Origin of the sequence: Amphibacillus cookii (assembly GCF_016908375.1) — a bacterium.
Lineage (GTDB): Bacteria > Bacillota > Bacilli > Bacillales > Amphibacillaceae > Amphibacillus_C > Amphibacillus_C cookii.
This window is the reverse complement of sequence record NZ_JAFBDS010000002.1, coordinates 172,321-194,847: the sequence shown is the minus strand read 5'-3', so window position 1 is coordinate 194,847 and position 22,527 is coordinate 172,321. Positions and strand designations below refer to the sequence as shown.

Genomic DNA, 22,527 nt, shown 5'->3' with positions numbered 1-22,527 from the left:
TTATCTACCAATCTCAAGTGCTTTCATTAGCATTCCTTTATTGGCATTTAGTGCTGTTACATTTGCCTCATATGAACGCGTAGAACTCATTAAGTCGACCATCTCTTGCAAAGGATCAACATTTGGCATTTCTACATAGCCTTCATCATTAGCGTCTGGATGTGACGGATTATAAACCATGACAAAGGGTTCTTCGTCCTCGTTAATTGAAGCCACTTTCACTCCATTACTACCAGCATTTCCTTGACGACCACGCACTCTACTAAGTTGATTAGCAAAAGACTGACCTTGTTCTTGAAAGCTAACTGTTTTTCTCCGATAAGGCTCGAATTCCCCATCTTCGTTAATCGTTGCACGAGTTGTTTCAGCATTGGCAATATTTGAAGAGATCGTGTCCATTCTGAGTCGTTGAGCAGTCAACGCTGATCCACTGGTATTTATCCCGTTAAATATACTCATAATTAACGCCCTCCACGTATAACATTTTGTAAGTTACCAAAATCGCCGTTTAACCGATCAATGAGCGCTTGATAGTAAATTTGGTTATTTGCTAACTCTGTCATTTCTTTGTCAATATCAACATTGTTCCCATTATGATTATATTGGGTATTCTGATTAGTAGTTACGCGAAATCCTTGTGAAGCATTACCGAAGTCTATGTGCTGAGGATGAGTTCGCTTCGCTTGGAAGTTTTCCGCTGTTTGTTGCTCTAGTAGACTTTTAAACTGAACATCTTTAGCTTTATAATTGGCAGTGTCAACGTTCGCAATATTATTGTTTATCGTTTGGTTTTTTGCCATTGCGTAATCTAAACCGTGTTGAATATTGTTGACTGAAGCTCCAAATATTGACATAAAGCAACCTCCTTTACTGTTCTTCTACATTTTTTTCGTAATCTAATTGTCATTGTATTGTAAAACAATGCACCTGTCTACGCTGTTTTGAGATATTCTGACTAAAGTTACAGACCTATTTCATGCAATTTGATACTATCGTACTAAATCTTTTCAATTAGTTTGGAATCGGAGCTCTGATTGTATTAATGAATTACATATGATTATTATCACACAAACTTCTTGTCATATGGGCCTTTACTCAATATTCCGCAGCAAAAATCTATACTGAATTTAAAAATGTTTAGTGAAACAAAGGACACAGCTTACTTCCAACTGTTGACTATTATTCATTATTAATAGGACCTATGAATCATTTTTGTTTTTTTGATCAAAATGTCCTATATAATAACGGTTTCAAGTAAATACTTGGGTATAGCAGTGTATTTACTTGATAAATTCAACCATTCTTGAATGAGTAAGCCGATTATATGGAACTTGTTTCCTAGAAAAAAATACTTAGTGTTATTGTCCGATATTGTCGTGTTTTGTAGATGAATCTATAACTATTATCCATGCATGATTAGCTCCCAACGAAGTTATAAGTTTTATTTGTTGTTACAAGCTTTTAAAATGTTCATTTAAAGATGAGTACCTTAACCTTTATAACACCCAAAAACGGCATTGCTATTGTCGCAATGCCAATTTAAGAACTTATCATTTGCTATCAAATTTAGTTGTGTAATTTTAATTGACACCATCTCTTTTGTTTATGTTTTTTAAAAACTAAAAAAAAGACTTGCATGAATTCTCATGCAAAGTCTTTTTAATCATTATTTGTCTTTAATTTTTGTAATTCCATAAGAAATTTACTGTTTAATACTTTAATATATGTTCCTTTCATGCCCAATGATCGAGATTCAATAACACCAGCACTTTCAAGCTTCCTAAGGGCATTAACGATTACCGAACGTGTAATCCCTACCCGATCAGCAATTTTACTTGCTACTAACAATCCTTCTTTGCCATCTAGTTCAGCAAATATATGCTCAATAGCCTCGAGTTCACTATAAGAGAGCGAGCTAATCGCCATTTGAACAACAGCTTTAGACCGTGCTTCTTTCTCTATTGCTTCCGTTTTTTCATGTAGAATCTCCATACCCACTACTGTAGCACCGTACTCTGCTAATAACAAATCATCATTGTTAAAGTCTGCATTTAAACGACTAAGAATTAAAGTTCCTAACCGTTCTCCTCCACCAATAATAGGGACAATCGTTGTTAACCCATCTTTAAATAAATCCTTATTCTCTATTGGAAAGGCCGTATATGGGCTATCTATATCAATATTTGAAGTCGTATCCTGAATGTTAAACAAACTTTCTGTGTAGGCTTCTGGAAATTGCCTTTCCTCTAGCATTGCTTTCATTCGTGCATTCTCTATCTGTTGATTAATTGAAAAACCAAGTAGTTTGCCTCTTCGGCTTACAACAAATATGTTAGCAGCCATAATCTCCTGCAATGTGACTGCCATTTCATTAAAGTTTACAGATTTACTTGTGGTCCCTTGTAAAATTGAATTTATTTTTCTTGCACGATCTAATAACTCCATGTTATTCCTCCATTCGTGATAACTATAGCTATAATATATATTGACTTAAATCTTTATTTTTTGCAATTGAACTTAACTTTTCGTCTACATACTGTGGTGTAATCTCAATTGATGGCATGGTAATATCATTAGCTTCAAACGATAGATCTTCTAATAACTTTTCCAGTATCGTATGAAGTCTTCTCGCTCCAATATTATCTGTCTCTTGGTTAACTTGAAAGGCCACTTCTGCTATTCTTACAATGGCTTCGTCAGTGAAATCGACTTGAACGTCTTCTGTTTTTAATAAGGCCTGATATTGTTTAAGTAAGGCATTCGATGGCTCCATTAATATACGTTTGAAATCATCAACGGATAACTTCTCTAATTCGACTCTAATTGGAAAACGTCCTTGAAGTTCAGGGATTAAATCAGAAGGCTTCGCCATATGAAAAGCTCCTGCTGCTATAAATAAAATATGATCTGTCTTCACCGCACCATACTTCGTTACAATGGTTGAACCTTCGATAATCGGCAAAATATCACGCTGAACCCCTTCACGAGATACATTTGTTTGATGATCACTTTTACCCGCTACTTTATCTATTTCATCAATAAACACCATCCCAGATTGCTCAACGCGATCTAAGGCAATCTGCGCAACTTCATCCATATCAATTAACTTTTGTGCTTCTTGCTGTGATAATACTTTGCGTGCTTCACTCACCGGCAATTTTCGTTTCTTTGTTTTCCTCGGCATAAATTGCCCAAACATATCTTGCATGTTAATACCCATTTGCTCCATGCCTGATCCTTGCATCATATCAAACATCGTGTTGTTTTGTTGCTCTTCTACTTCAATCGTCACCATGGTATCTTCAAGTTCACCAAGAGCAAGCTGGTGGGCGAGTTGCTTCCTTTTTTGAAGCTTTTCCTCATCTACTTGCGACTGATCGTCACTGTCTTCACCTTGATCGTTTTGTGGAAAGAAGACTTCAAATGGGTTTTTTATATGGTTCTGCTGCTTCTTTACTATTGGAACAAGTAATTTTACTAGCTTTTCGTTTGCCTGCTCCTCAGCTTTTAACTGGACTTCTTTCATCTTTTCTTGTTTAACCATTCGAATCGCCATTTCAACTAGATCTCTAATCATCGATTCAACATCACGTCCGACATAACCGACTTCAGTAAATTTTGTTGCCTCCACCTTAACAAAAGGGGCACCAACCAATTTAGCAAGTCGCCTTGCAATTTCCGTTTTACCAACACCTGTAGGTCCAATCATCAAGATGTTTTTGGGGACAATTTCATCTCTCATTTTTTCTTCTAATTTCATTCGTCTGACTCGATTTCTTAAGGCGATAGCAACAGACTTCTTAGCTTGTTTCTGCCCAATAATATATCGATCTAATTCTTTAACAATTTCTTTGGGTGAAAGATCTGCTTTCAACCCCTCCACCTCCAATACGACTTAATCGAGTGTTTCTAAAACTATTTGATCATTCGTAAACACACAAATTTCACCGGCTATTTCTAAAGCTGCTCTAGCAATTTCAGCTGCTGTTTTATCCGGACTGTAACGCTTTAATGCCCTACCAGCTGCTAAAGCATACTGTCCCCCTGAACCAATCGCCAATATACCATCATCAGGTTCAATAACTTCACCGGTCCCTGATACCAACAAAAGCGTTTCTTTGTTCATAACGATTAACATCGCTTCTAACTTACGGAGTGTTTTATCACTACGCCATTCTTTAGCAAGCTCAACCGCAGATCGTTCTAAATTGCCATTAAACGCTTCCAGTTTTGCTTCGAATTTTTCAAATAGGGTGAAGGCATCAGCCACAGAACCTGCAAATCCAGCAAGAACTTGACCTCTAAACAGCTTTCGGACTTTCTTGGCCTTATGTTTCATAACAACGGCGTTTCCCATAGTAACTTGGCCATCCCCACTCATCGCACATTTGCCCTGATGGTGAGTAGCAAAAATTGTTGTCGCATGAAATTGTGTTTCCATACATTCACCTCATTACTTAATTATCGTTTCTTTGCTCGAGGGTGATTTTTCATATAAACTTCTTTTAAGCGATCTTTCGTCACATGGGTATATATTTGGGTTGACGAAAGATGGTCATGACCTAACAGCTCTTGCACGCTTCTCAAATCAGCCCCTTCATTTAATAGATGCGTAGCAAACGTATGACGCAGAGCGTGTGGATGAATATGAATGGTTAATGCAGCATCTTCAACGATCTTATTTAAAATAAAACGGATACCTCTATCCGTTAGCGGTGTTCCTTTAGCATTTAAAAAAATAGCCGAGCTATCTAGGTTGCTTTTAGTTAATAATTGCTTTCTGCCTTCGGATATGTATTGTTGCAATGCTGTAGCTGCAAAAGTCCCAAACGGAACATAACGCTCTTTCCTCCCCTTCCCATAGACAAGGACGGTTTGTAAAGAGAAATCGAGTGCATCAATAGTTAAACGTTGGCACTCACTGACACGGATACCTGTAGCATACATTAATTCTAGTAGCGCTTGATTTCGTTGTCCCAATGGCGATGACAAATCACTAGCCATAAAAAGCTGCGCTAACTCTTCTTTATAAAGAAAGTGAGGTAATGATTGTTCCGCTTTAGGTAAAGCTATTGTCAAAAACGGGTTGTTTTCTACAATCTCTTCACGTTCTAAATATCGGTAAAACGTTCTCAAACTTGAAATCTTACGTGCAACACTTTTTCGACTAAGCTTTTGATCATATAAATAAGTTAAAAAGAGTCGTACAACACGATCATCTACCTCGTTTAATCCATTCATTTGTTCTTTGTGTAAAAATTGAAAAAAATTATTTAAATCTTGTTTATAATTTATTAATGTATTTGGTGAAGCATTCTTTTCAATTTGTAAATACAAAGAAAATTGTTTTTCAATCGAATCATATATTGTCACTATTTCACCTCATTATAGTAGGCGATTAAACCGTATCATATTATGGAAATTAACGCAACTCATTTACCGAATTATGATAAAGTTCTGAATCCTTTCTTGATTGTGATTTTAGCATAATCAATACATGTCAAGCGAATATACTTACCAACAGGAAAGTATATCGTTATTATTTGTCTATGTCAACAAATAAACCTAGTCACCTTTAAAGTAGCGTACAAGTAATGCCCCACTTTAAATTTCATCTATCTACTTAATTTTTCTATCTTAAAATAAAACAATAAAATAAAAGGTTCTTTGTCAAATGACGTTGGTGAGAATTTTGCCGTCAATTTTATAGATGAATTTCACAAATATTCAAGTCGGATTATGCTGCTTGAATGTTTGATTGGTTAGGTGCATTTTGGGCTGATTTCGATTCAATAGATCTTAACTTAATTTGAATGTCTATCTACATGTAAATTCATACGGGTTCGGTCAGGAAGTGATGAGACTCCTGCAGGAATAGCACGAGCTGAAGCCGTGCCTGCGGAAAGCGAATCACTGGATGACTGAACCCATTTCTATAGTTAGAGAAATAGAAATGACGTTAACGAAAGTCTACCCCCCCATTTCACAAACGCATGAAATGGGGAATTCCCTTCACTAACGTCAAATAGTATACAACCAAATAAAAACTGCACAAAAGGGTACCGACCCCAATTGCACAGTTCTATTTCAATTACTTTTGTGGTTCTTCTTTATAATCACAAGATGAACACTGGATTTGCATCCCTTTCTTGACTTTTTTCTCTACAAGCATTTCATTACACTTAGGACATGGACGTGAAATAGGTTTATCCCAAGACAGAAAATCACAGTCTGGATATTGATCACAGCCATAAAACGTTCGCCGCTTTTTCGACTTGCGTTCGACGATCTGCCCTTTCTTGCATTTGGGGCATTCAACGCCTATCTCTTTTAAAATCGGCTTTGTGTTACGACAATCCGGGAAATTTGAACATGCCATAAACTTCCCATAACGCCCCATTTTATAAACCATTTCATGACCACATTTCTCACAGTCTTCACCAGCAGGCTCATCTTTTATTTCAACTTTTTCCATTTCTTTTTCAGCCTTCTCTAAACGCTTTTCGAACTCTTGGTAGAAGTGGTCGATAATTTCTACCCAATTGGTCTTTCCTTCTTCAATAGCATCTAAGTCGTCTTCCATCTTCGCGGTAAAGTCTAAATCAATAATTTCCGGGAAAAATTCAATCACGAGTTCAATAACGATTTGACCAAGTTCAGTTGGGATAAACCTTTTGTTATCTAAAGTTACATAGCCCCTTCGTTGGATTGTATCTAAAGTAGGAGCGTAGGTTGAAGGTCTTCCGATCCCCTTCTCCTCCATTGTTTTTACCAAACGTGCTTCTGTATACCTTGGAGGTGGCTGTGTAAAGTGTTGATTTGGCACTATTTTCTCAGCTTTAACGACCATGCCTTCTTCTAAAGCTGGTAATAATTTGTCTGTCTCTTTTTTATTATCATCATTACCCTCAATATAAACTTTCATAAAACCTTTGAATTTTATTTTCGATCCGGTAGCTCGAAACTGTACACCATTTTGTACTAAATGGACCGTCATGGTGTCCATGATCGCTGGCGCCATTAAACTTGCAATAAATCGATCCCAAATCAATTTATATAGTCGATACTGATCTCGAGATAAAATCGGTTTTAACGAGCTCGGATCGCGAAAGGCCGATGTTGGTCGGACAGCCTCGTGTGCGTCTTGGGCCTTTTCAGAATTTTTATTTTTCCTTGCTGTTCCTAAAAACGATTCACCATATTGTTCCGTAATATAGTTTCTACCTTCAGATTGTGCTGTTTCTGATAATCGCGTGGAATCCGTTCTCATATAGGTAATTAAACCTGTAATTCCACCTTCTTTTTTACCTAAATCAATACCTTCATACAATTGCTGAGCAACCATCATTGTTTTTCTTGCCCGAAAATTCAGCTTTCTAGCCGCCTCTTGCTGTAATGAGGAAGTCGTAAAAGGTAAAGCCGGATTTCTTCTACGTTCTTTCTTCTTTACTTGATCAACTGTAAAAGATTGATTTGATAGTCGACTTAAAATACGATCGACTTCATCTTTATTGGGCAAATCGACTTTCTTTCCGTCTAAACTGTGAAATGATCCTTCAAATTGATCCGCCTCTTTTAAAAATTGACCATCAATCGACCAATATTCTTCAGGCTTAAAATCCTCAATTTCCTTTTCTCGGTCTATAATCATCTTCACAGCGACCGATTGAACTCGCCCAGCACTTAGTCCTTTCTTAACTTTTTTCCAAAGTAACGGACTAATATTATAGCCGACTAAACGATCTAAAATTCGACGACCTTGTTGAGCATCTACTAAATCCATATTAATACGACGTGGATGTTTAAAAGAATCTTTTATAGCATCTTTAGTGATCTCATTAAAAACAACACGACAATCAGATTGATCATCAATCTCTAAGCTATGCGCCAAATGCCAAGCGATCGCTTCTCCTTCGCGATCGGGGTCAGCTGCTAAGTATACTTTTTTTACTTTTTTCGCTGCTGTTTTTAATTCTTTTAAAACAGGGCCTTTTCCTCTAATGGTTATATACTTCGGTGTGTAATCGTCCTCTACATCTACCCCCATCTGACTTTTAGGTAAATCACGAATATGTCCCATCGAAGCTTTCACTTTATACTTTTTGCCTAAATAGCGTTCAATTGTTTTTGCTTTAGCTGGTGATTCAACAATTACTAAATAATCTGCCATCATTTTCCCTCCCAAGAGGTTTTCTATTTAATTGAAACGATATGAAATAAATCTTCACTATTATTAAATACTTTTTAAGTATTTGTCAAATTTATCAGTAAATAAATTTTATCCCATAGCGGGATTTTGATTGCTTTCCAACATCATTCGACACCATTTTCGTCTAAATAATTCCCATTCTTGTAATATATCATGGGTATTTTGAACTAATTTTGCGCCGTTTTGAATTAATTCATGACACCCTTGCGATTGTGATTGACTAATCGCTCCAGGGACAGCAAAAACATCTTTCCCTTGCTCTAAGGCTTGATCCGCGGTAATTAAAGAGCCACTTTTATGTTTGGCTTCAATGACTAGCGTCGCAAAGGTTAGGCCACTTATTAACCGATTTCGTTCAGGAAATTGATAGCGTTTCGGTTTATCAAACGGCGGATATTCAGAAATAACTAACTGATTTTCGATCAGCCGATGATAGAGATTTAAATGGCCAGGTGGATAGGGATACTCTAATCCTCCAGCAAGAACAGCTATTGTTTTTCCACCATAATAATCAGCTAATCGGTGGGCATAACCATCAATCCCGTAGGCCATCCCACTAACTAGCACCCAATCCTTATCAACCAACGGCTTTAATAATTGATACATATGTTTTTTAGCTAATTTCGATGGGTGACGGGTACCAACAACAGCTAGTGATGGCATTTGGTCTATTAAACAAGTCTGCCCTAAACCATATAACACAACTGGTGGGTCAGGAATTAAAGTTAACACTAGGGGAAAATCAGGATCAAGGATCGTCCATATCTTAAAGCGTGACAATCGAGTTAGCAAACGATCGAAGTTATCTTTGTCTTTAATATAACGGTGTAACGTCTGTGCTTTTGTAGTAGACAACTGATATTTATTAACTAAGTCTTTAATGGAAGCGCTGAAGAGGGGTTCTAGTGTGCGGTCTTCTTTCAAAAAGGTAAGGAGAAGCGGGCGGGATAACTGTGGATTTTGGGCAAGGTAAATCAAACGACAGCGTGGATCATTCAATATTAGACACTCCTTATTATTTATACTTATCTTATAGTTTATTGAATCTTAAACCGCTTGTCTATATATAATTTACATAAGTTGGATGGAAGTTGAACCATTACACCATTTATCTCAGATAAACGTCCGTAAAACGCCCGCCTCAAAATAGAGAGTAGAGCTCATCTATTAAGGTGGGAGATAACGGACGCTAATCTCCTGATCCACTCAACGTCCAATCCGTGGGAGAAGAACGAAAACACCTACTGATTGAAGGTTCGTTTTATAAAATAATAAACAGGATTATTTACTGATTTAAGGTCTGGATAAACTGCAACTCTCAAAGAAGAGGCAAGCACCACTTCTTTTTTGAGGGGGGGCGCCTTTTTATTTATCATCATTTTTGCTTTTGTCAATTTGATATATATAAGCAAAAACCTCTGCTACCGCCTGATATAATTCCTCTGGTATCCGGTCATTTATATTTAGTTCAGCTAGCACCTCAACGAGGCTTTTGTCTTGCTGAACAGGAACATCTGCCTGTTTTGCTCGCTTCAAAATTTCTTCCGCAACATAGCCTTTTCCTGTTGCCTTTACAACTGGTGCGGTTTTCTTCTCTTGACTATATTGGAGCGCAACTGCTTTTTTATAATGATTATCCTTCTTCAAATTCTCACATCCAAACGACTCGCTTGATGGGCTTGTTTAGTGATTTCAGTCCGTATTGACAGTTCTGAAGGATCATCTGGAAAAGGTTTATAATGAACCGTAGCTAATGTATAACCTAATTTATCTAATCCTTCTTTTAATGTTGGTTTATAAACGTGTAAGTTTTTAGATATATCTTCATGATTATAGACAGTCATCTGTACAAAACGATTTTGAACATTCATATCAATCATAGTCGTGCCGAGTTGGTCTAATTCAAGATAAAAAGCGATTCGACAATAATTAGGGTCTAACTTTTCATTTTCATCCTTTTTACTATAGAATTCTAGGCCGATATCTTCATTAACACCAAACATTCCTGGAATTTGAGTAGAAATATGAATAAAACTTGCATCTTCATTTACAAGGGATAATTGATGTCCTGTAAACGTATTTAATGCACTTTCTATTTCTCGAATAGAACTTGATTGACTATTTATCACCTGAAGTAATAATTGCTTTAGCTGTGTTGAACTCCCCTCATCACGTGTTATTTGATTATGAATATTATATTCATAATCAAGCCCACTATTTTTGAAATAATCTTTCATTTTAATAAGAAATAAATCACGTGTTGAAAATAGATCCTTAGACACATTCGTAAATTGATTTAATAAGTGAAAGCGTTCAGGTTGATCACTAGGTCGATATTGAGCTTGAAACAGTTGTTCTAACGGTTCAGCTAGTTTTAAAAATTGCTGCCTCGTGGGGTCTTCAACAAATGCCTCTAATTGAGTCGTAACTTCACTATTTAAATGCGCCGTTATCTTTGTGAAATTTATCTTATCGTTTAATAACTTCCCTAATTGCTGTAAACCCTGATCAGATAAGTCTGGGTGATCACTAGAAATCAATGATAGAGCCTTTTGAAATTGGTAAATTAATTTATTACTTAAAGGTAATTGCTTGTTAAAATCCGATAAAAAATTATCTTGATTTGCTATTTGTTTTCCTGAATCTCCTACTACTTGTTCCCCACTATCTGAACGTAGCAAGGTCGTGTTGGTTAATTTATTGGTATGGTTAGCTGATAAATTGACTTGTTGTTGATCACTTGTCTGTCCAATTTCCGAGACATTTTTATTAAGTAAAATAGAAAGCTCAGATAATAATTGTTTTTCAGCATGATTAAGTGATGTTTGCTGATTCAACGTTTGAAATACCTTTGTTAACTGACTTTCGATCGAATCAGCTGCAGTTGCCTTTACAGCCTGAAATGTTTCTTCTGTTACAGGAACCTGCTTTTTTAGCATGTCTGTCAGTACTGCTTTCGTCTGCTCACTCGGATATTGCTTTATGATGGACAGCGCTTCACTTAAATCTTGCAATTTATATGGGGTTTGCTGGGTCATAAGATCTTGCAAAAACGATTGCATTTCTTTTGCATCTGTATAGCCAAGCTTGCTTAACAATGCTACAATTTGATCAGACAGATTCGATTCAGTGACAGGCGTTGGTACTACTTTTAGCTGAGGTATATCATCAATGGAGACGACTTCAAATAAATAGGCCTTCCCTATCGATAATGCAGTCTCAAGTTTAGCCGTCACTTCATGATTTCCTAACTGAACAGTCGCCACTTGATTCGGAAGCAACTTTGTTATCTTACCTAACATAACCTGCCCTTGGCGAAGCACTAAACTATTTGAGTTCTGCGATTTCTCTGCTGATTGGACATAAGAAGAAATAGTAGAAAGCCTTGAGTCCATAATCGTTATACCTCCTTAAATATAGTCTCGAACAGGAGCAAATGATTGACGATGAATAGCAGTGATCCCATGCTGATCGATACCGTTTAAATGTGCACGAGTACCATACCCTTGATTTTTATCAAATTGATAATCGGGATAGCTAAGATGGTAGTCTAGCATGATTTTATCCCTTGTTACTTTCGCTATAATACTCGCAGCTGCTATTGAAATACTTTTTTGATCACCTTTAATAATTGGGGCTTGATCAATCGATAAACGAGGTAAAGAAACCGCATCAATTAATAATTGGTCTGGTTCTGGTGAAAGTTGCTTAATAGCTTGTTCCATAGCCAACAGTGACGCTTGATATATATTAATTTGATCAATCACTTCATTATCAACACGACCAATACCGATACTAATGGCTTGTTCCTGTATCTGTTTTGCAAAATATTCACGTTTTTTCTTTGAAAGCTTCTTTGAATCTGTTAATCCAACTAATTGACACGTCGCTGGTAAAATAACAGCCGCAGCCACCACTGGACCCGCTAATGGTCCTCTCCCGACTTCATCGACACCGGCAATATAATGTTTTCCTTTATCATGGTAGTAACGTTCATACTCTTGCATAAATTGCCACTGTTCCTGCAACTTCGCTTCTTTTTCTAGCATTTTTTTATAGCTTGTTACCGCTTGTTTTACACCTTGGCGTTGATCAGCCTCTAATGATTTTAATAAGGCATCACTTATCTTCTTTGTCTGTAATAATGCTTTTATTTCTTTTATTGTCCGATCAACCAATATCCACACCTCTTGCTTTAATTTAATTTATATATCGACCAAATCAAACCATCTTGAAGTCGCTAATTGAATTGCTGTTCTTTTATGAAATACAAAAACACAAGTGGGATAGGTGAGATCCCGCTTGCGTTTCTAGTTTCTAAATACCTTCGCTTGGTCGCTCTAAAGATATTGATCCTATCTTACCCGAACGAAAATCTCTAATGATTAATTCAGCTGTTTTATCGATATCAACAGTTCCTCCTGTTGTAAGTGCGCCTCGCAATTGACCAATATGTTCAAACATTTTTACGACATCCGCTCTTGTACCTTCGAGTTGATACCTTTCTGCCAACAAATCAGGATAGAAACGATTCATATGTTGCAAAAGATAGCTGGCTATATCTTCTAAAGATAACAGTTGATCCTTTATGGTGCCTAAGGCTGCTAGTTGATAGCCAACGACTTCATCCTCAAATTTAGGCCACAATATTCCGGGTGTGTCTAATAATTCAAAATCTTTTTTAACTTTTATCCACTGTTGAGCGGTGGTGACACCTGGACGATCACCTGTTTTAGTTATTTTTTTATGTGCTAAGCGATTAATTAAGGTTGATTTTCCTACATTAGGAATCCCGATAATCATTGCTCTTCCGGGACGGGGACGAACGCCTTTTTTCTGTAAACGCGTCATCTTATCCACTATCATTTCTTTAGCAACTTCAATCACATGTTGAATATCTTCTTTTTTCTGAACATCAACAGCAATCGCTCGATTACCTTTTGCTTTGATCTCAAGTAACCATGCTTTAGTTATGCTAGCATCAGCCAAGTCTTTTTTCATTAACACTTGTATTTTTGGTTTTTGTTGTAGGACTTGATGAAGCATTGGATTCTGTGATGCTTGAGGTGCACGAGCGTCAACTAATTCAATGACAAAATCAACTAATTTTAATTTCTCTTGTACTTCTCTTCTGGCTTTAGCCATATGGCCAGGAAACCACTGAATCGTCATATTATCACCCCACTAAATTACAATTCCTGCAAATTGAGTTTCGATAGCATCTTTGTTATAACTTAGGCCGCCTTTAGCGAATCGAATAGCTTTTCTTATACTTGGTACTTTAAAAGTTTTCACTCAGCTACCAATCAGTGTGATAGGACGAAACCACCCACTGATTGAAGATTCGTTTTATCATTTCCTAACGTAGAAAAAAGAAGCTTGAATCTTCAAGCTTCTTTCAACTTTCAAATTAGCGAATTTCTTTAATACGTGCTGCTTTACCACGTAACTGACGCAAGTAGTAAAGTTTAGCGCGACGAACACGTCCGCGACGCGTTACTTCAATCTTATCTACGCGTGGTGAATGAACTGGGAAAGTACGTTCAACACCAACACCATAAGAAATCTTACGTACAGTGAATGTTTCACTAATACCACCATTTTGGCGCTTAATGACTACACCTTCAAATACCTGAATACGCTCACGTGTACCTTCGACTACTTTAACGTGAACTTTGACCGTATCACCAGGACGAAAGTTTGGTCTGTCTGTACGCAACTGATCTTTAGTAATGTCTGCGATTAATTGTTGCATGTCTATACACTCCTTCTTAACTAATGCTCATATCCGATAAGTTCATGACAGCGGAACATTGTTTTCTTGCATAAGTATTCACTTAAGCACAACTAATAATATAACACAAAAAAAAGGGCTATTCAAGATCAAACAACCGTTTTATTGATCACCTAGCCAATTCTTTTCTTTTTCAGATAGCGGATAATTATTTAGCAAATCTGGACGTCTATGCTTCGTACGGATTAATGATTGTTTTTTTCGCCATTCTGCTATTTTCTCATGATGACCTGATCTTAATATATCAGGAACTTGATAACCTCTAAACTCTGCCGGTCTTGTATAATGTGGGTGTTCAAGCAAACCAGTGGAAAAAGAGTCTTCTTTTGCAGAATCTATATTTCCTAAGGCATCTGGTAAGAGACGTACGACACTATCAATCACCACCATTGCTCCTAATTCTCCGCCTGTCAATACAAAATCCCCTATAGATATTTCATCGGTAACCAAATGTTCACGAATTCGTTCGTCATATCCTTCATAATGACCACAAATAAAAATCAAATGGTCTTCTTGAGCTAACTCTTCAGCTTTTCGTTGTGTATGCTGCTCACCTTGAGGGCACATTAAAATGATGCGAGGTGGTTTAGATGGATTGATTTCAATATCATCAATCGCTGAAAATATCGGCTGTGGCATTAATACCATACCAGCGCCTCCACCATATGGATAATCATCAACTTTTTGATGCTTATTGGTCGTATACTGGCGGAAATCAATCGTACGATATTGAAATGCCTCTTGCTCTTGGGCTTTTTTCATTATCGAAGCATTCAATACCCCTTCAAACATATCGGGAAACAAAGTTAAGATGTCAATTTTCATCATGACAGTAATCCTTCCATTGGTTGAATGACAATTTTCTTCTCAACAACATCTACCTCTTTAACAACGGGAGTAATATAAGGGATTAATAGATCCTTTTCGCCCTCTCTTTTTATCACCCAAACATCGTTTGCTCCTGGTGATAAAATTTCATTAATTTCTCCAATATATTCGTCGTCGACTGTATAGACGTGGCAGCCAATAATTTCATGATAATAATAGCTATCGTCATCAAGTGCGGACTGATCATCTTTATGGACTTTTAACATACCTTCTTTGAAATGTTCAACATGATTAATCGATGGATAACCTTCAAACAATAGCATATCAAATTGCTTATGTTTACGATGTTGTTTAACGGTTAGCTTGATTGGTTCTTGAGTATCCTTTAAAAATAAGTATAAGGTATTACCTTCATTAAACCGATCTTCAAAATCAGTAATGCGTACGACTTTAACCTCGCCTTTAATGCCATGAGTATTGACTATTTTACCTACGTTAAAAAATGTTGTCATCTTTTCACCTGCTTTTGCAAATAATTGACGATTCTTTGTTATGGTGCTACTTGTTAAGTTTTGAACGGGATGGTTTGTCAAATCAACTTCTTATCCACTTTTAAGTGAATATTGAAATGGATAATTAAGCTTATGTCTTTTTATTAACGGACACGTTTCTTTATACAGAAAACAGGGAAAGGCTCCCCTTCCCCTGTTAATGACTTACATAATGTCAAGATAGACACGTTTCTTTGTATCTGTACACGCGGCATACACGACTGTTCGAATTGACTTAGCAATTCTACCATTCTTGCCGATCACCTTACCAACATCTTCAGGATGAACCGTTAAATGATAAACGACTTTATTCGCTTCTTCTTTAACTGCTACCTGAACATCTTCAGGGTAATCAACAAATGGTTGAACAATTGTGGTTATTAAGGCTTCCATGTTATCACGCCACCTTATTTTTGGTTTTTCTGGTCGTGGAATTTCTTCATGATGCCTTCTTTAGAGAATAAATTACGAACTGTATCACTAGGCTTCGCGCCATTAGACATCCAGTTTAATGCTTTTTCTTCATCTAATTTCACTTCAACCGGATCAACGACCGGATTGTATGTGCCAATTTGTTCGATAATACGCCCGTCACGTGGAGCACGTGCGTCAGCTACAACCACACGATAAAATGGGTTACGTTTAGATCCCATCCGCTTTAAACGAATTTTAACTGCCATGTTTCGCACCTCCATTACTAAATGTTTTACACAAGTTTAGATTTTATCAGATTATTTTATGTCTGTAAAGTGTTTTTACATTACATAAAGGGTAAATTAAAACCTTTTTTCCTTTTTCCCTTTTTTCCACCTTGCATACCAGACATTTGTTTCATCATTTTTTTCATTTCTTCAAATTGTTTCAATAATCGATTTACTTCTGAAACCGGACGTCCTGCCCCTTTTGCAATACGTTTTTTTCGACTTGCATTCATAAGACTTGGATCTTGACGTTCCTGTTTAGTCATTGATTTAACAATAGCTTCAACATGGACCAATTGTTTCTCGTCAATTTGGGCATTTTTTAGACCTTTCATTTTATTAGCACCTGGTATCATGCCAAGTAGGTCTTCTAATGGCCCCATACTTTTAACTTGCTCCATTTGATCTAGAAAATCATCAAAAGTGAAGGAAGCTGATCGCATTTTTTCTTCTAATTCTTTCGCCTTTTTCTCATCAACGTTATCTTGAGCCTTTTCAATTAAAGTAAGGACATCGCCCATCCCTAATATACGAGAAGCCATTCTTTCTGGGTGGAATGCTTCCAGCTCATCTAATTTCTCCCCCATACCTGCAAATTTAATGGGTTTATCCGTAACTGCTCTTATTGATAAAGCCGCTCCACCACGTGTATCACCATCAAGTTTTGTTAAGATAACACCAGATACATTTAATTGCTGATCAAAACTTTCAGCAACATTTACTGCATCCTGTCCTGTCATCGCATCAACGACTAAAAAGATCTCATCAGGGCTTACATCGCCTTTAATACGCGCGAGTTCATCCATTAAGTTATCATCGATATGCAAACGTCCTGCCGTATCGATAAGGACATAGTCATAGTGTTCTTCTTTAGCATGAGCAATCGCTTCATTAGCGATATCAACAGGATTCGCATCCGTTCCTTTCGCAAACACAGGAATGCTTAATTGTTTCCCTACGGTTTGCAACTGATCAATAGCTGCGGGACGATAAACATCAGCCGCAACTAACAATGGCTTACGGTTATGCTTCTTTCTTAGTAAATTGGCTAATTTACCACTTGTGGTTGTCTTACCAGCACCTTGTAAACCTACCATCATAATCACAGTAGGCGGGCGTTCAGAGACAGCAATTTTACTCTGTTCTCCCCCCATTAAGGCAGTGAGTTCTTCTTTAACAATTTTAATGACCTGTTGTCCAGGGGTTAAGCTTTCCATTACTTCTGTGCCAACTGCACGTTCTTTTACGCGCTTGACAAAATCTTTAACAACCTTAAAGTTAACATCTGCTTCAAGTAATGCTAGGCGAACTTCTCGAGTCATTTCCTTTACATCTTGCTCACTTACTTTTCCTTTTCCCGTCATCTTTTTTATTGTACTCTGAAGACGGTCAGCTAAACCTTCAAATGCCATAGAGGAAACCCTCCTAATCTAATTCTTTTAATTGCTCAACATAATTGTTAATCTCTTTAGCGTCATAAGGCTCAACAGCATCACTTAATTTGTTTAACAATGCTTGGCGTTCTAAAAATTTTTTGTAAAGCTTCAATTTGTCTTCATAACTTTCCAGCATTGATTCTGTACGACGTATATTATCGTAAACCGCTTGTCTAGACACATTGAAAGCCTCTGATATTTCTCCTAAAGAATAGTCTTCTAAATAATACAATTCCATATAATTACGTTGCTTTGGTGTCAATAACGCTTGGTAGAAATCTAATAAAAAATTAACGCGCGTTGTTTTTTCTAACATAATAACACCCCTTGTTAAGTAAAGCGCCTTTACATGAAAATACTAGACGATTTCGTTACCATCTGTCAAGTTGAACGACTATTCTTCTTATAACATATCTGCAAATAATCCATATACAAATGCATTAGGATCAAACTTTTCTAAATCCGTCATTTGTTCACCAAGCCCCACAAATTTTACAGGGATCTTTAATTCTTTACGAATCGCTAATACAATTCCACCTTTTGCTGTTCCATCTAGCTTAGTAAGAACAATACCAGAAACATCTGTAGCTTCTGCAAAGTTCTTAGCCTGACTCAACGCATTTTGTCCTGTCGTCGCATCCAATACTAACAACACATCATGAGGAGCACCAGGTATTTCTCGTTCAATAACGCGTTTGACTTTACTTAACTCATTCATAAGATTGACTTTATTTTGTAATCTACCTGCTGTATCGCATAACAGCACGTCTGCGCCTCGTGATCGAGCAGCTTGAATACCATCATACATCACTGCTGCAGGATCACTACCCTCTCGTTGTTTAATGACATCAACACCAACCCGTTCACCCCAAATGCCTAACTGCTCAATTGCACCTGCTCTAAACGTATCACCTGCTACGAGCAGAACTTTCTTACCTTCTTGTTTTAATTGATAAGCTAATTTACCAATTGATGTCGTTTTACCTACACCATTAACACCTACAAATAGTATAACTGATAAATCGTCATTCTGCAGATTCAGTGGCGCTTCTTCAGCGAAATCGCCTGCTGAATAAATCTCCACTAATTTTTCTGAAATCAGCTCTTTTAAATCGACAGCATCTTTAATATTTTGACGTTTAGCTTCCATCTCTAACTCTTCAACTAACTCCATAACCGTATTAACGCCCACGTCAGCCGATATTAATATTTCCTCTAAATCTTCGAAAAAGTCTTCATCTACCTTACGATATCGGGCAATAAGATCATTTAATTTTGTCGAAAATGAAGCTCTTGTTTTTTCTAAACCTGTTTTATATTTATCAGATACTTCTTCATTCTCTGCAGATGCGGAGAATTTTTCTTTTAACTTTTTAAAAAAGCTCATATAATATCCACCTTTTAATTTGATTCAAGTAATGCATTGGTTTCTTCAAGTTTAACTGAGACAAACCGTGAAACACCCGACTCTTGCATGGTCACCCCATATAACACATCAGCACCTTCCATCGTGCCTTTCCGATGTGTAATAACAATAAATTGGGTATCTTGACTATACATTTTTAAATATCGACTAAACCGCTCAACATTTGCTTCATCTAATGCGGCTTCAACTTCATCCAAAACACAAAAAGGAACAGGTCTTACACGTAAAATCGCAAACAGCAGGGCAATTGCCGTTAAAGCTCGCTCTCCGCCAGATAATAGCGCTAACTGCTGCGCTTTTTTACCTGGTGGTTGTGCTTTAATATCAACACCCGTCGTTAATAAATTTTGTGGATCTGTAAGTGTTAAGGCGGCATGTCCGCCCCCAAATAATTGTTTGAAAACAACCGCAAATTCATCTTTTATTTGTGCAAATGTTTGCTCAAAACGCCTCTCCATCTCTTCATCCATCTCAGAAATAACAGCATATAACGTTTGTTTCGCTTCAATTAAGTCTGTTTGCTGCTCTGTTAAAAATTGATAGCGCTCATCAATACGTTGGTATTCATCAATGGAACCTAAATTAATTGTTCCTAACTCTTCAATTGACCGTTTGAGCAATTTAACATCTTGTCGCGATTGTTTAATATCTTCAACCTGAGCATACAATTCTTTTGCTTTCTCAAAACTCATTTGATAATCCTCTTGCAAATGCTTTAAACGACTTTCCAATTCAACATCTAAACGATTGGCTTTCACTTCAATACTTTGCCGTTGTTCAACAATCGCTTGACGTTTATTTTGCAAGGTGCGATGCTTATTTTCACGTTCAGATAAAGCTTCTGTTAACGATAAACGGTTTTTTCGACAGTCTTGGATGGAGCTGGTGACTGTCTGTTTTTCCGCTTCTTCCTTTTCTAATTTGAGATTAATCGTCCCGATCTGATCAATACCTTGTTCTAATTCATTAATCGTTTTCAACTCAGTTTCAAGTTGGTTCTTGCTCGTTTCTAAAGCGGTTCTTTTATCAGCAAACTGTTTCACACGCTCCGCTTGGTAGCCAACTTCTTTATTTTCCTCTGCTAATTTCACTTCAAGTGCTTGTACTTTACTCTGAACACTCGCGCGGTTCTGTTCAAAGTTTTGTTTGCGTTCTTCTAGTGCTTCAGTATCTTTTTGTAAATGCGTAATTTCGTTTTGTAATTGCATTAATTTTTGTTCTTTTGCTGTTTTTTCTTCTACTAATCTCGTCCGTTCAGCATCTTCTTGTGCCTGATCTTGTTCATAGCGCTTTAATTGCTCCTGATAATGAGCGAGCTTAATTTGACAACTTTGCAACTGTCCTTTATGCTCACGGATTTGATCTTGATAGCTTTCACGACTTTTTTCAAGTTCTAATAATTGGCTACGCTGCTGTTCGAGCTGTTCTTCCTTATTAACGACTTCATCTTTAAACTGACTCGTTCTTGTTTGGTAGTCCTTTAGCTTTACAGTTAACTCTTCAATCTCTTGATCTCTTGCAAACAGCGATTGATTGGTCGATTTTTTTGCACCACCAGTCATTGAGCCACCAGGATTAACAATATCACCCTCCAGTGTAACGACACGGTAGCGTCGTTCAACGAGACGGGCAAGTTCATTAGCATCTTTCAACGTTTTTGCCATAATAGTATGACCCAACAAATGATCAATGATAACTTGATAGCGTGATTTTGTATTCACAGCTGTATTCGCCATCTTGATAAAACCAGGATGACTGGTTAACCTCTGCAAGGTAGAAGTTGCCATCTGTTTAGCTTTCATCGTATCAAGCGGTAAAAAAGTGGCACGTCCTTTATTAAATTGCTTCAAATAACTAATCGCCTGTCGCCCTGCTTTTTCATTAGCTACGACAACGTGTTGTGCTTGTGCACCTAACGCTGTTTCTAATGCAGATAGATAAGCTTTAGGGATATCGATCAATTCAATAACTGCACCTTCAATACCATTAATTTCTCCTTGCTCTCTTGCTTTAAGGATTGATTTGACGCCTCCATAAAAACCTTGGAAATCCTCTTTCATTTCTTCAAGCATTTCCTTGCGTGACATCAATTTATCAATATGACGATTACCTTGTTCGAGCTTATTATGCATATCATCTAATAATGACTGTTCCTTAGCAATAAACTTTTGTTTCTCTGCAAACTCCTTCTCTAGCACTGTCAACTTCTGATTCATATGTTGACTTTGTTCACTAAGCTGTTCTTTTTCTATTACCAGTTGTTGATAAGCTTGCTTCTGACCTGATCGTTGCTCATCATAAGATTGTTGGCGTTGATCGATTTGATTAAGTTGTTGGCTCATCGTTTGAATGGCATGTTTAGTCGTTGCTTGTTCATTAAGTAAATCAATGTAGTCAGCTTTATATGACTCTATCTTTTCTTCCAAATCATGAATGTCTAGATTAAAGTCTGCTTTTAGGTGTTCTAGCTCTTTAACAGTAGATGCCTTATTAACTTTCGCCTTATTAAGCTTTTGCTGTTCGTCATTCAGATCTGTTTTTAATTGTGCTAATTCTTCCAATCGCTCTTTTAATTGGTTTTCTAATTTTTCTTTATTTTCAGTTGTGTGTTTTTCGCGTTCGAGCATGACATTCTTTTCGCCAGTTAATTTTTCAATCGATTCAGTTAACGTCAGCAATTGCTGTTGATAGGCTTCAATCGCTTGATCAACTTGTTCAATCTGATGTTGATCATGTTCAACCCGAGCAGCTTCTGATTGAATCTCTACAGAAAATTGAGATTCTTGTTCCTTAAATGTTTCGATTTGCTTTAGATAATGCTGCCAATCATTATGTAACATCTCAATTTCTGTACGAATTAAAGCAACTTCCGTTTCCGTTAACTGCTCTTGTTTCTCTAAATATTCCTTTGCTAACGAAGCTTGTTGCTTTAACGGTTCTAACTGTGTTTCAATCTCATGAATAATATCTTCCACACGATTTAAATTTTCTTGGGTTTCTGCTAATTTATATTCCGCTTTTTTCTTTCGCTGTTTATATTTTAAGACACCCGCTGCCTCTTCAAAGATCGTACGGCGTTCTTCAGCTTTAGAGCTTAATATTTCTTCTACCTTACCTTGGCTAATAATAGAGAAGGCCTCTCGACCAAGCCCAGAATCTAAAAATAAGTCGATAATATCTTTTAACCGACATGGCTGTTTATTTAAAAAGAACTCACTTTCTCCAGAACGATAAACGCGCCTTGTTACATTGACTTCCTGATAATCAATCGGTAACTTCCTTGAAGCATTATCAAGTACAAGCGTGACTTCTGCAACATTTAACGGTTTTCGTGTATCACTGCCTTGAAAGATAATATCTTCCATTTTAGACCCACGTAAAGACTTGGCCGATTGCTCACCTAGTACCCAACGTATGGCGTCAGTAACATTACTCTTACCACTTCCGTTAGGTCCCACAACCGCTGTTACACCAGGTACGAAGTCTACCGATATCCGTTCTGCAAACGATTTAAATCCAACAGATTCTAATTTTTTAAGAAACATAGCTTTCACCTATTCCGTTTAATAACTTTTACCTTAA

The 22,527-nt window shown here is 37.0% G+C and carries 21 protein-coding genes; all 21 read right to left on the bottom strand.

Annotated features, from left to right (window positions below; all coding sequences use genetic code 11):
- The 21 genes from flgC to smc all read right to left on the bottom strand — a co-directional run bounded on the left by flgC (position 1) and on the right by smc (position 22,490).
- Positions 1 to 459 (bottom strand): flagellar basal body rod protein FlgC, encoded by a 459-nt coding sequence (flgC, locus tag JOE23_RS04000; protein WP_204436008.1) that lies wholly within the window; start codon positions 457 to 459, stop codon positions 1 to 3.
- A gap of 2 nt (positions 460 to 461) precedes the next feature.
- Positions 462 to 854: a flagellar basal body rod protein FlgB gene (gene flgB / locus JOE23_RS03995; protein WP_204436007.1), complete on the bottom strand. Its 393-nt coding sequence runs from the start codon at positions 852 to 854 to the stop codon at positions 462 to 464.
- An 805-nt stretch (positions 855 to 1,659) separates the two neighbouring features.
- Positions 1,660 to 2,445 carry a GTP-sensing pleiotropic transcriptional regulator CodY gene (gene codY, locus JOE23_RS03990; protein WP_204436006.1) on the bottom strand — a complete coding sequence of 262 codons (786 nt, stop codon included), beginning with the start codon at positions 2,443 to 2,445 and terminating at the stop codon, positions 1,660 to 1,662.
- A 28-nt stretch (positions 2,446 to 2,473) separates the two neighbouring features.
- Complete coding sequence (gene hslU / locus JOE23_RS03985) at positions 2,474 to 3,874, bottom strand: ATP-dependent protease ATPase subunit HslU (RefSeq protein WP_204436005.1); 1,401 nt, start codon at positions 3,872 to 3,874, stop codon at positions 2,474 to 2,476.
- Positions 3,875 to 3,895: 21 nt separating this feature from the next.
- Complete coding sequence (gene hslV / locus JOE23_RS03980; protein ID WP_204436004.1) at positions 3,896 to 4,441, bottom strand: ATP-dependent protease subunit HslV; 546 nt, start codon at positions 4,439 to 4,441, stop codon at positions 3,896 to 3,898.
- Between the two features lie 20 nt (positions 4,442 to 4,461).
- Complete coding sequence (gene xerC / locus JOE23_RS03975) at positions 4,462 to 5,373, bottom strand: tyrosine recombinase XerC (protein WP_204436003.1); 912 nt, start codon at positions 5,371 to 5,373, stop codon at positions 4,462 to 4,464.
- Between the two features lie 718 nt (positions 5,374 to 6,091).
- Positions 6,092 to 8,170: a type I DNA topoisomerase gene (gene topA, locus JOE23_RS03970; RefSeq protein ID WP_204436002.1), complete on the bottom strand. Its 2,079-nt coding sequence runs from the start codon at positions 8,168 to 8,170 to the stop codon at positions 6,092 to 6,094.
- Positions 8,171 to 8,278: 108 nt separating this feature from the next.
- A complete protein-coding gene (gene dprA / locus JOE23_RS03965) occupies positions 8,279 to 9,208 on the bottom strand; it encodes a DNA-processing protein DprA (protein ID WP_204436001.1) in 930 nt (309 codons plus the stop codon).
- 366 nt (positions 9,209 to 9,574) lie between these two features.
- Positions 9,575 to 9,856, bottom strand: coding sequence for an EscU/YscU/HrcU family type III secretion system export apparatus switch protein (locus JOE23_RS03960; protein ID WP_204436000.1), 282 nt, complete (start codon positions 9,854 to 9,856; stop codon positions 9,575 to 9,577).
- Positions 9,853 to 11,604, bottom strand: a complete 1,752-nt coding sequence (locus JOE23_RS03955; protein WP_204435999.1) for a hypothetical protein — start codon at positions 11,602 to 11,604, stop codon at positions 9,853 to 9,855. The genes JOE23_RS03960 and JOE23_RS03955 overlap by 4 nt, the downstream gene beginning before the upstream one ends.
- A gap of 15 nt (positions 11,605 to 11,619) precedes the next feature.
- The gene (locus JOE23_RS03950; protein ID WP_204435998.1) at positions 11,620 to 12,387 is read right to left on the bottom strand and encodes a ribonuclease HII; all 768 of its coding nucleotides are present in this window, start codon (positions 12,385 to 12,387) and stop codon (positions 11,620 to 11,622) included.
- Between the two features lie 139 nt (positions 12,388 to 12,526).
- Positions 12,527 to 13,381, bottom strand: a complete 855-nt coding sequence (ylqF, locus tag JOE23_RS03945; protein ID WP_204435997.1) for a ribosome biogenesis GTPase YlqF — start codon at positions 13,379 to 13,381, stop codon at positions 12,527 to 12,529.
- A 238-nt stretch (positions 13,382 to 13,619) separates the two neighbouring features.
- A complete protein-coding gene (rplS, locus tag JOE23_RS03940) occupies positions 13,620 to 13,964 on the bottom strand; it encodes a 50S ribosomal protein L19 (protein WP_204435996.1) in 345 nt (114 codons plus the stop codon).
- A gap of 141 nt (positions 13,965 to 14,105) precedes the next feature.
- Positions 14,106 to 14,828, bottom strand: coding sequence for a tRNA (guanosine(37)-N1)-methyltransferase TrmD (trmD, locus tag JOE23_RS03935; protein ID WP_204435995.1), 723 nt, complete (start codon positions 14,826 to 14,828; stop codon positions 14,106 to 14,108).
- Positions 14,828 to 15,343, bottom strand: a complete 516-nt coding sequence (rimM, locus tag JOE23_RS03930; RefSeq protein WP_204435994.1) for a ribosome maturation factor RimM — start codon at positions 15,341 to 15,343, stop codon at positions 14,828 to 14,830. Before rimM ends, trmD begins: the two co-directional genes overlap by 1 nt.
- 204 nt (positions 15,344 to 15,547) lie before the next feature.
- Positions 15,548 to 15,775, bottom strand: coding sequence for a KH domain-containing protein (locus JOE23_RS03925; RefSeq protein WP_204435993.1), 228 nt, complete (start codon positions 15,773 to 15,775; stop codon positions 15,548 to 15,550).
- Between the two features lie 14 nt (positions 15,776 to 15,789).
- Entirely contained in the window at positions 15,790 to 16,062 is a 273-nt protein-coding gene (gene rpsP / locus JOE23_RS03920) for a 30S ribosomal protein S16 (RefSeq protein WP_204435992.1), read from the bottom strand.
- An 80-nt stretch (positions 16,063 to 16,142) separates the two neighbouring features.
- A complete protein-coding gene (gene ffh, locus JOE23_RS03915; protein WP_204435991.1) occupies positions 16,143 to 17,495 on the bottom strand; it encodes a signal recognition particle protein in 1,353 nt (450 codons plus the stop codon).
- A gap of 13 nt (positions 17,496 to 17,508) precedes the next feature.
- A complete protein-coding gene (locus JOE23_RS03910; RefSeq protein ID WP_204435990.1) occupies positions 17,509 to 17,835 on the bottom strand; it encodes a putative DNA-binding protein in 327 nt (108 codons plus the stop codon).
- An 87-nt stretch (positions 17,836 to 17,922) separates the two neighbouring features.
- Complete coding sequence (ftsY, locus tag JOE23_RS03905; RefSeq protein ID WP_204435989.1) at positions 17,923 to 18,906, bottom strand: signal recognition particle-docking protein FtsY; 984 nt, start codon at positions 18,904 to 18,906, stop codon at positions 17,923 to 17,925.
- 14 nt (positions 18,907 to 18,920) lie between these two features.
- The gene (smc, locus tag JOE23_RS03900; protein WP_204435988.1) at positions 18,921 to 22,490 is read right to left on the bottom strand and encodes a chromosome segregation protein SMC; all 3,570 of its coding nucleotides are present in this window, start codon (positions 22,488 to 22,490) and stop codon (positions 18,921 to 18,923) included.
- Positions 22,491 to 22,527: the final 37 nt, after the last annotated feature.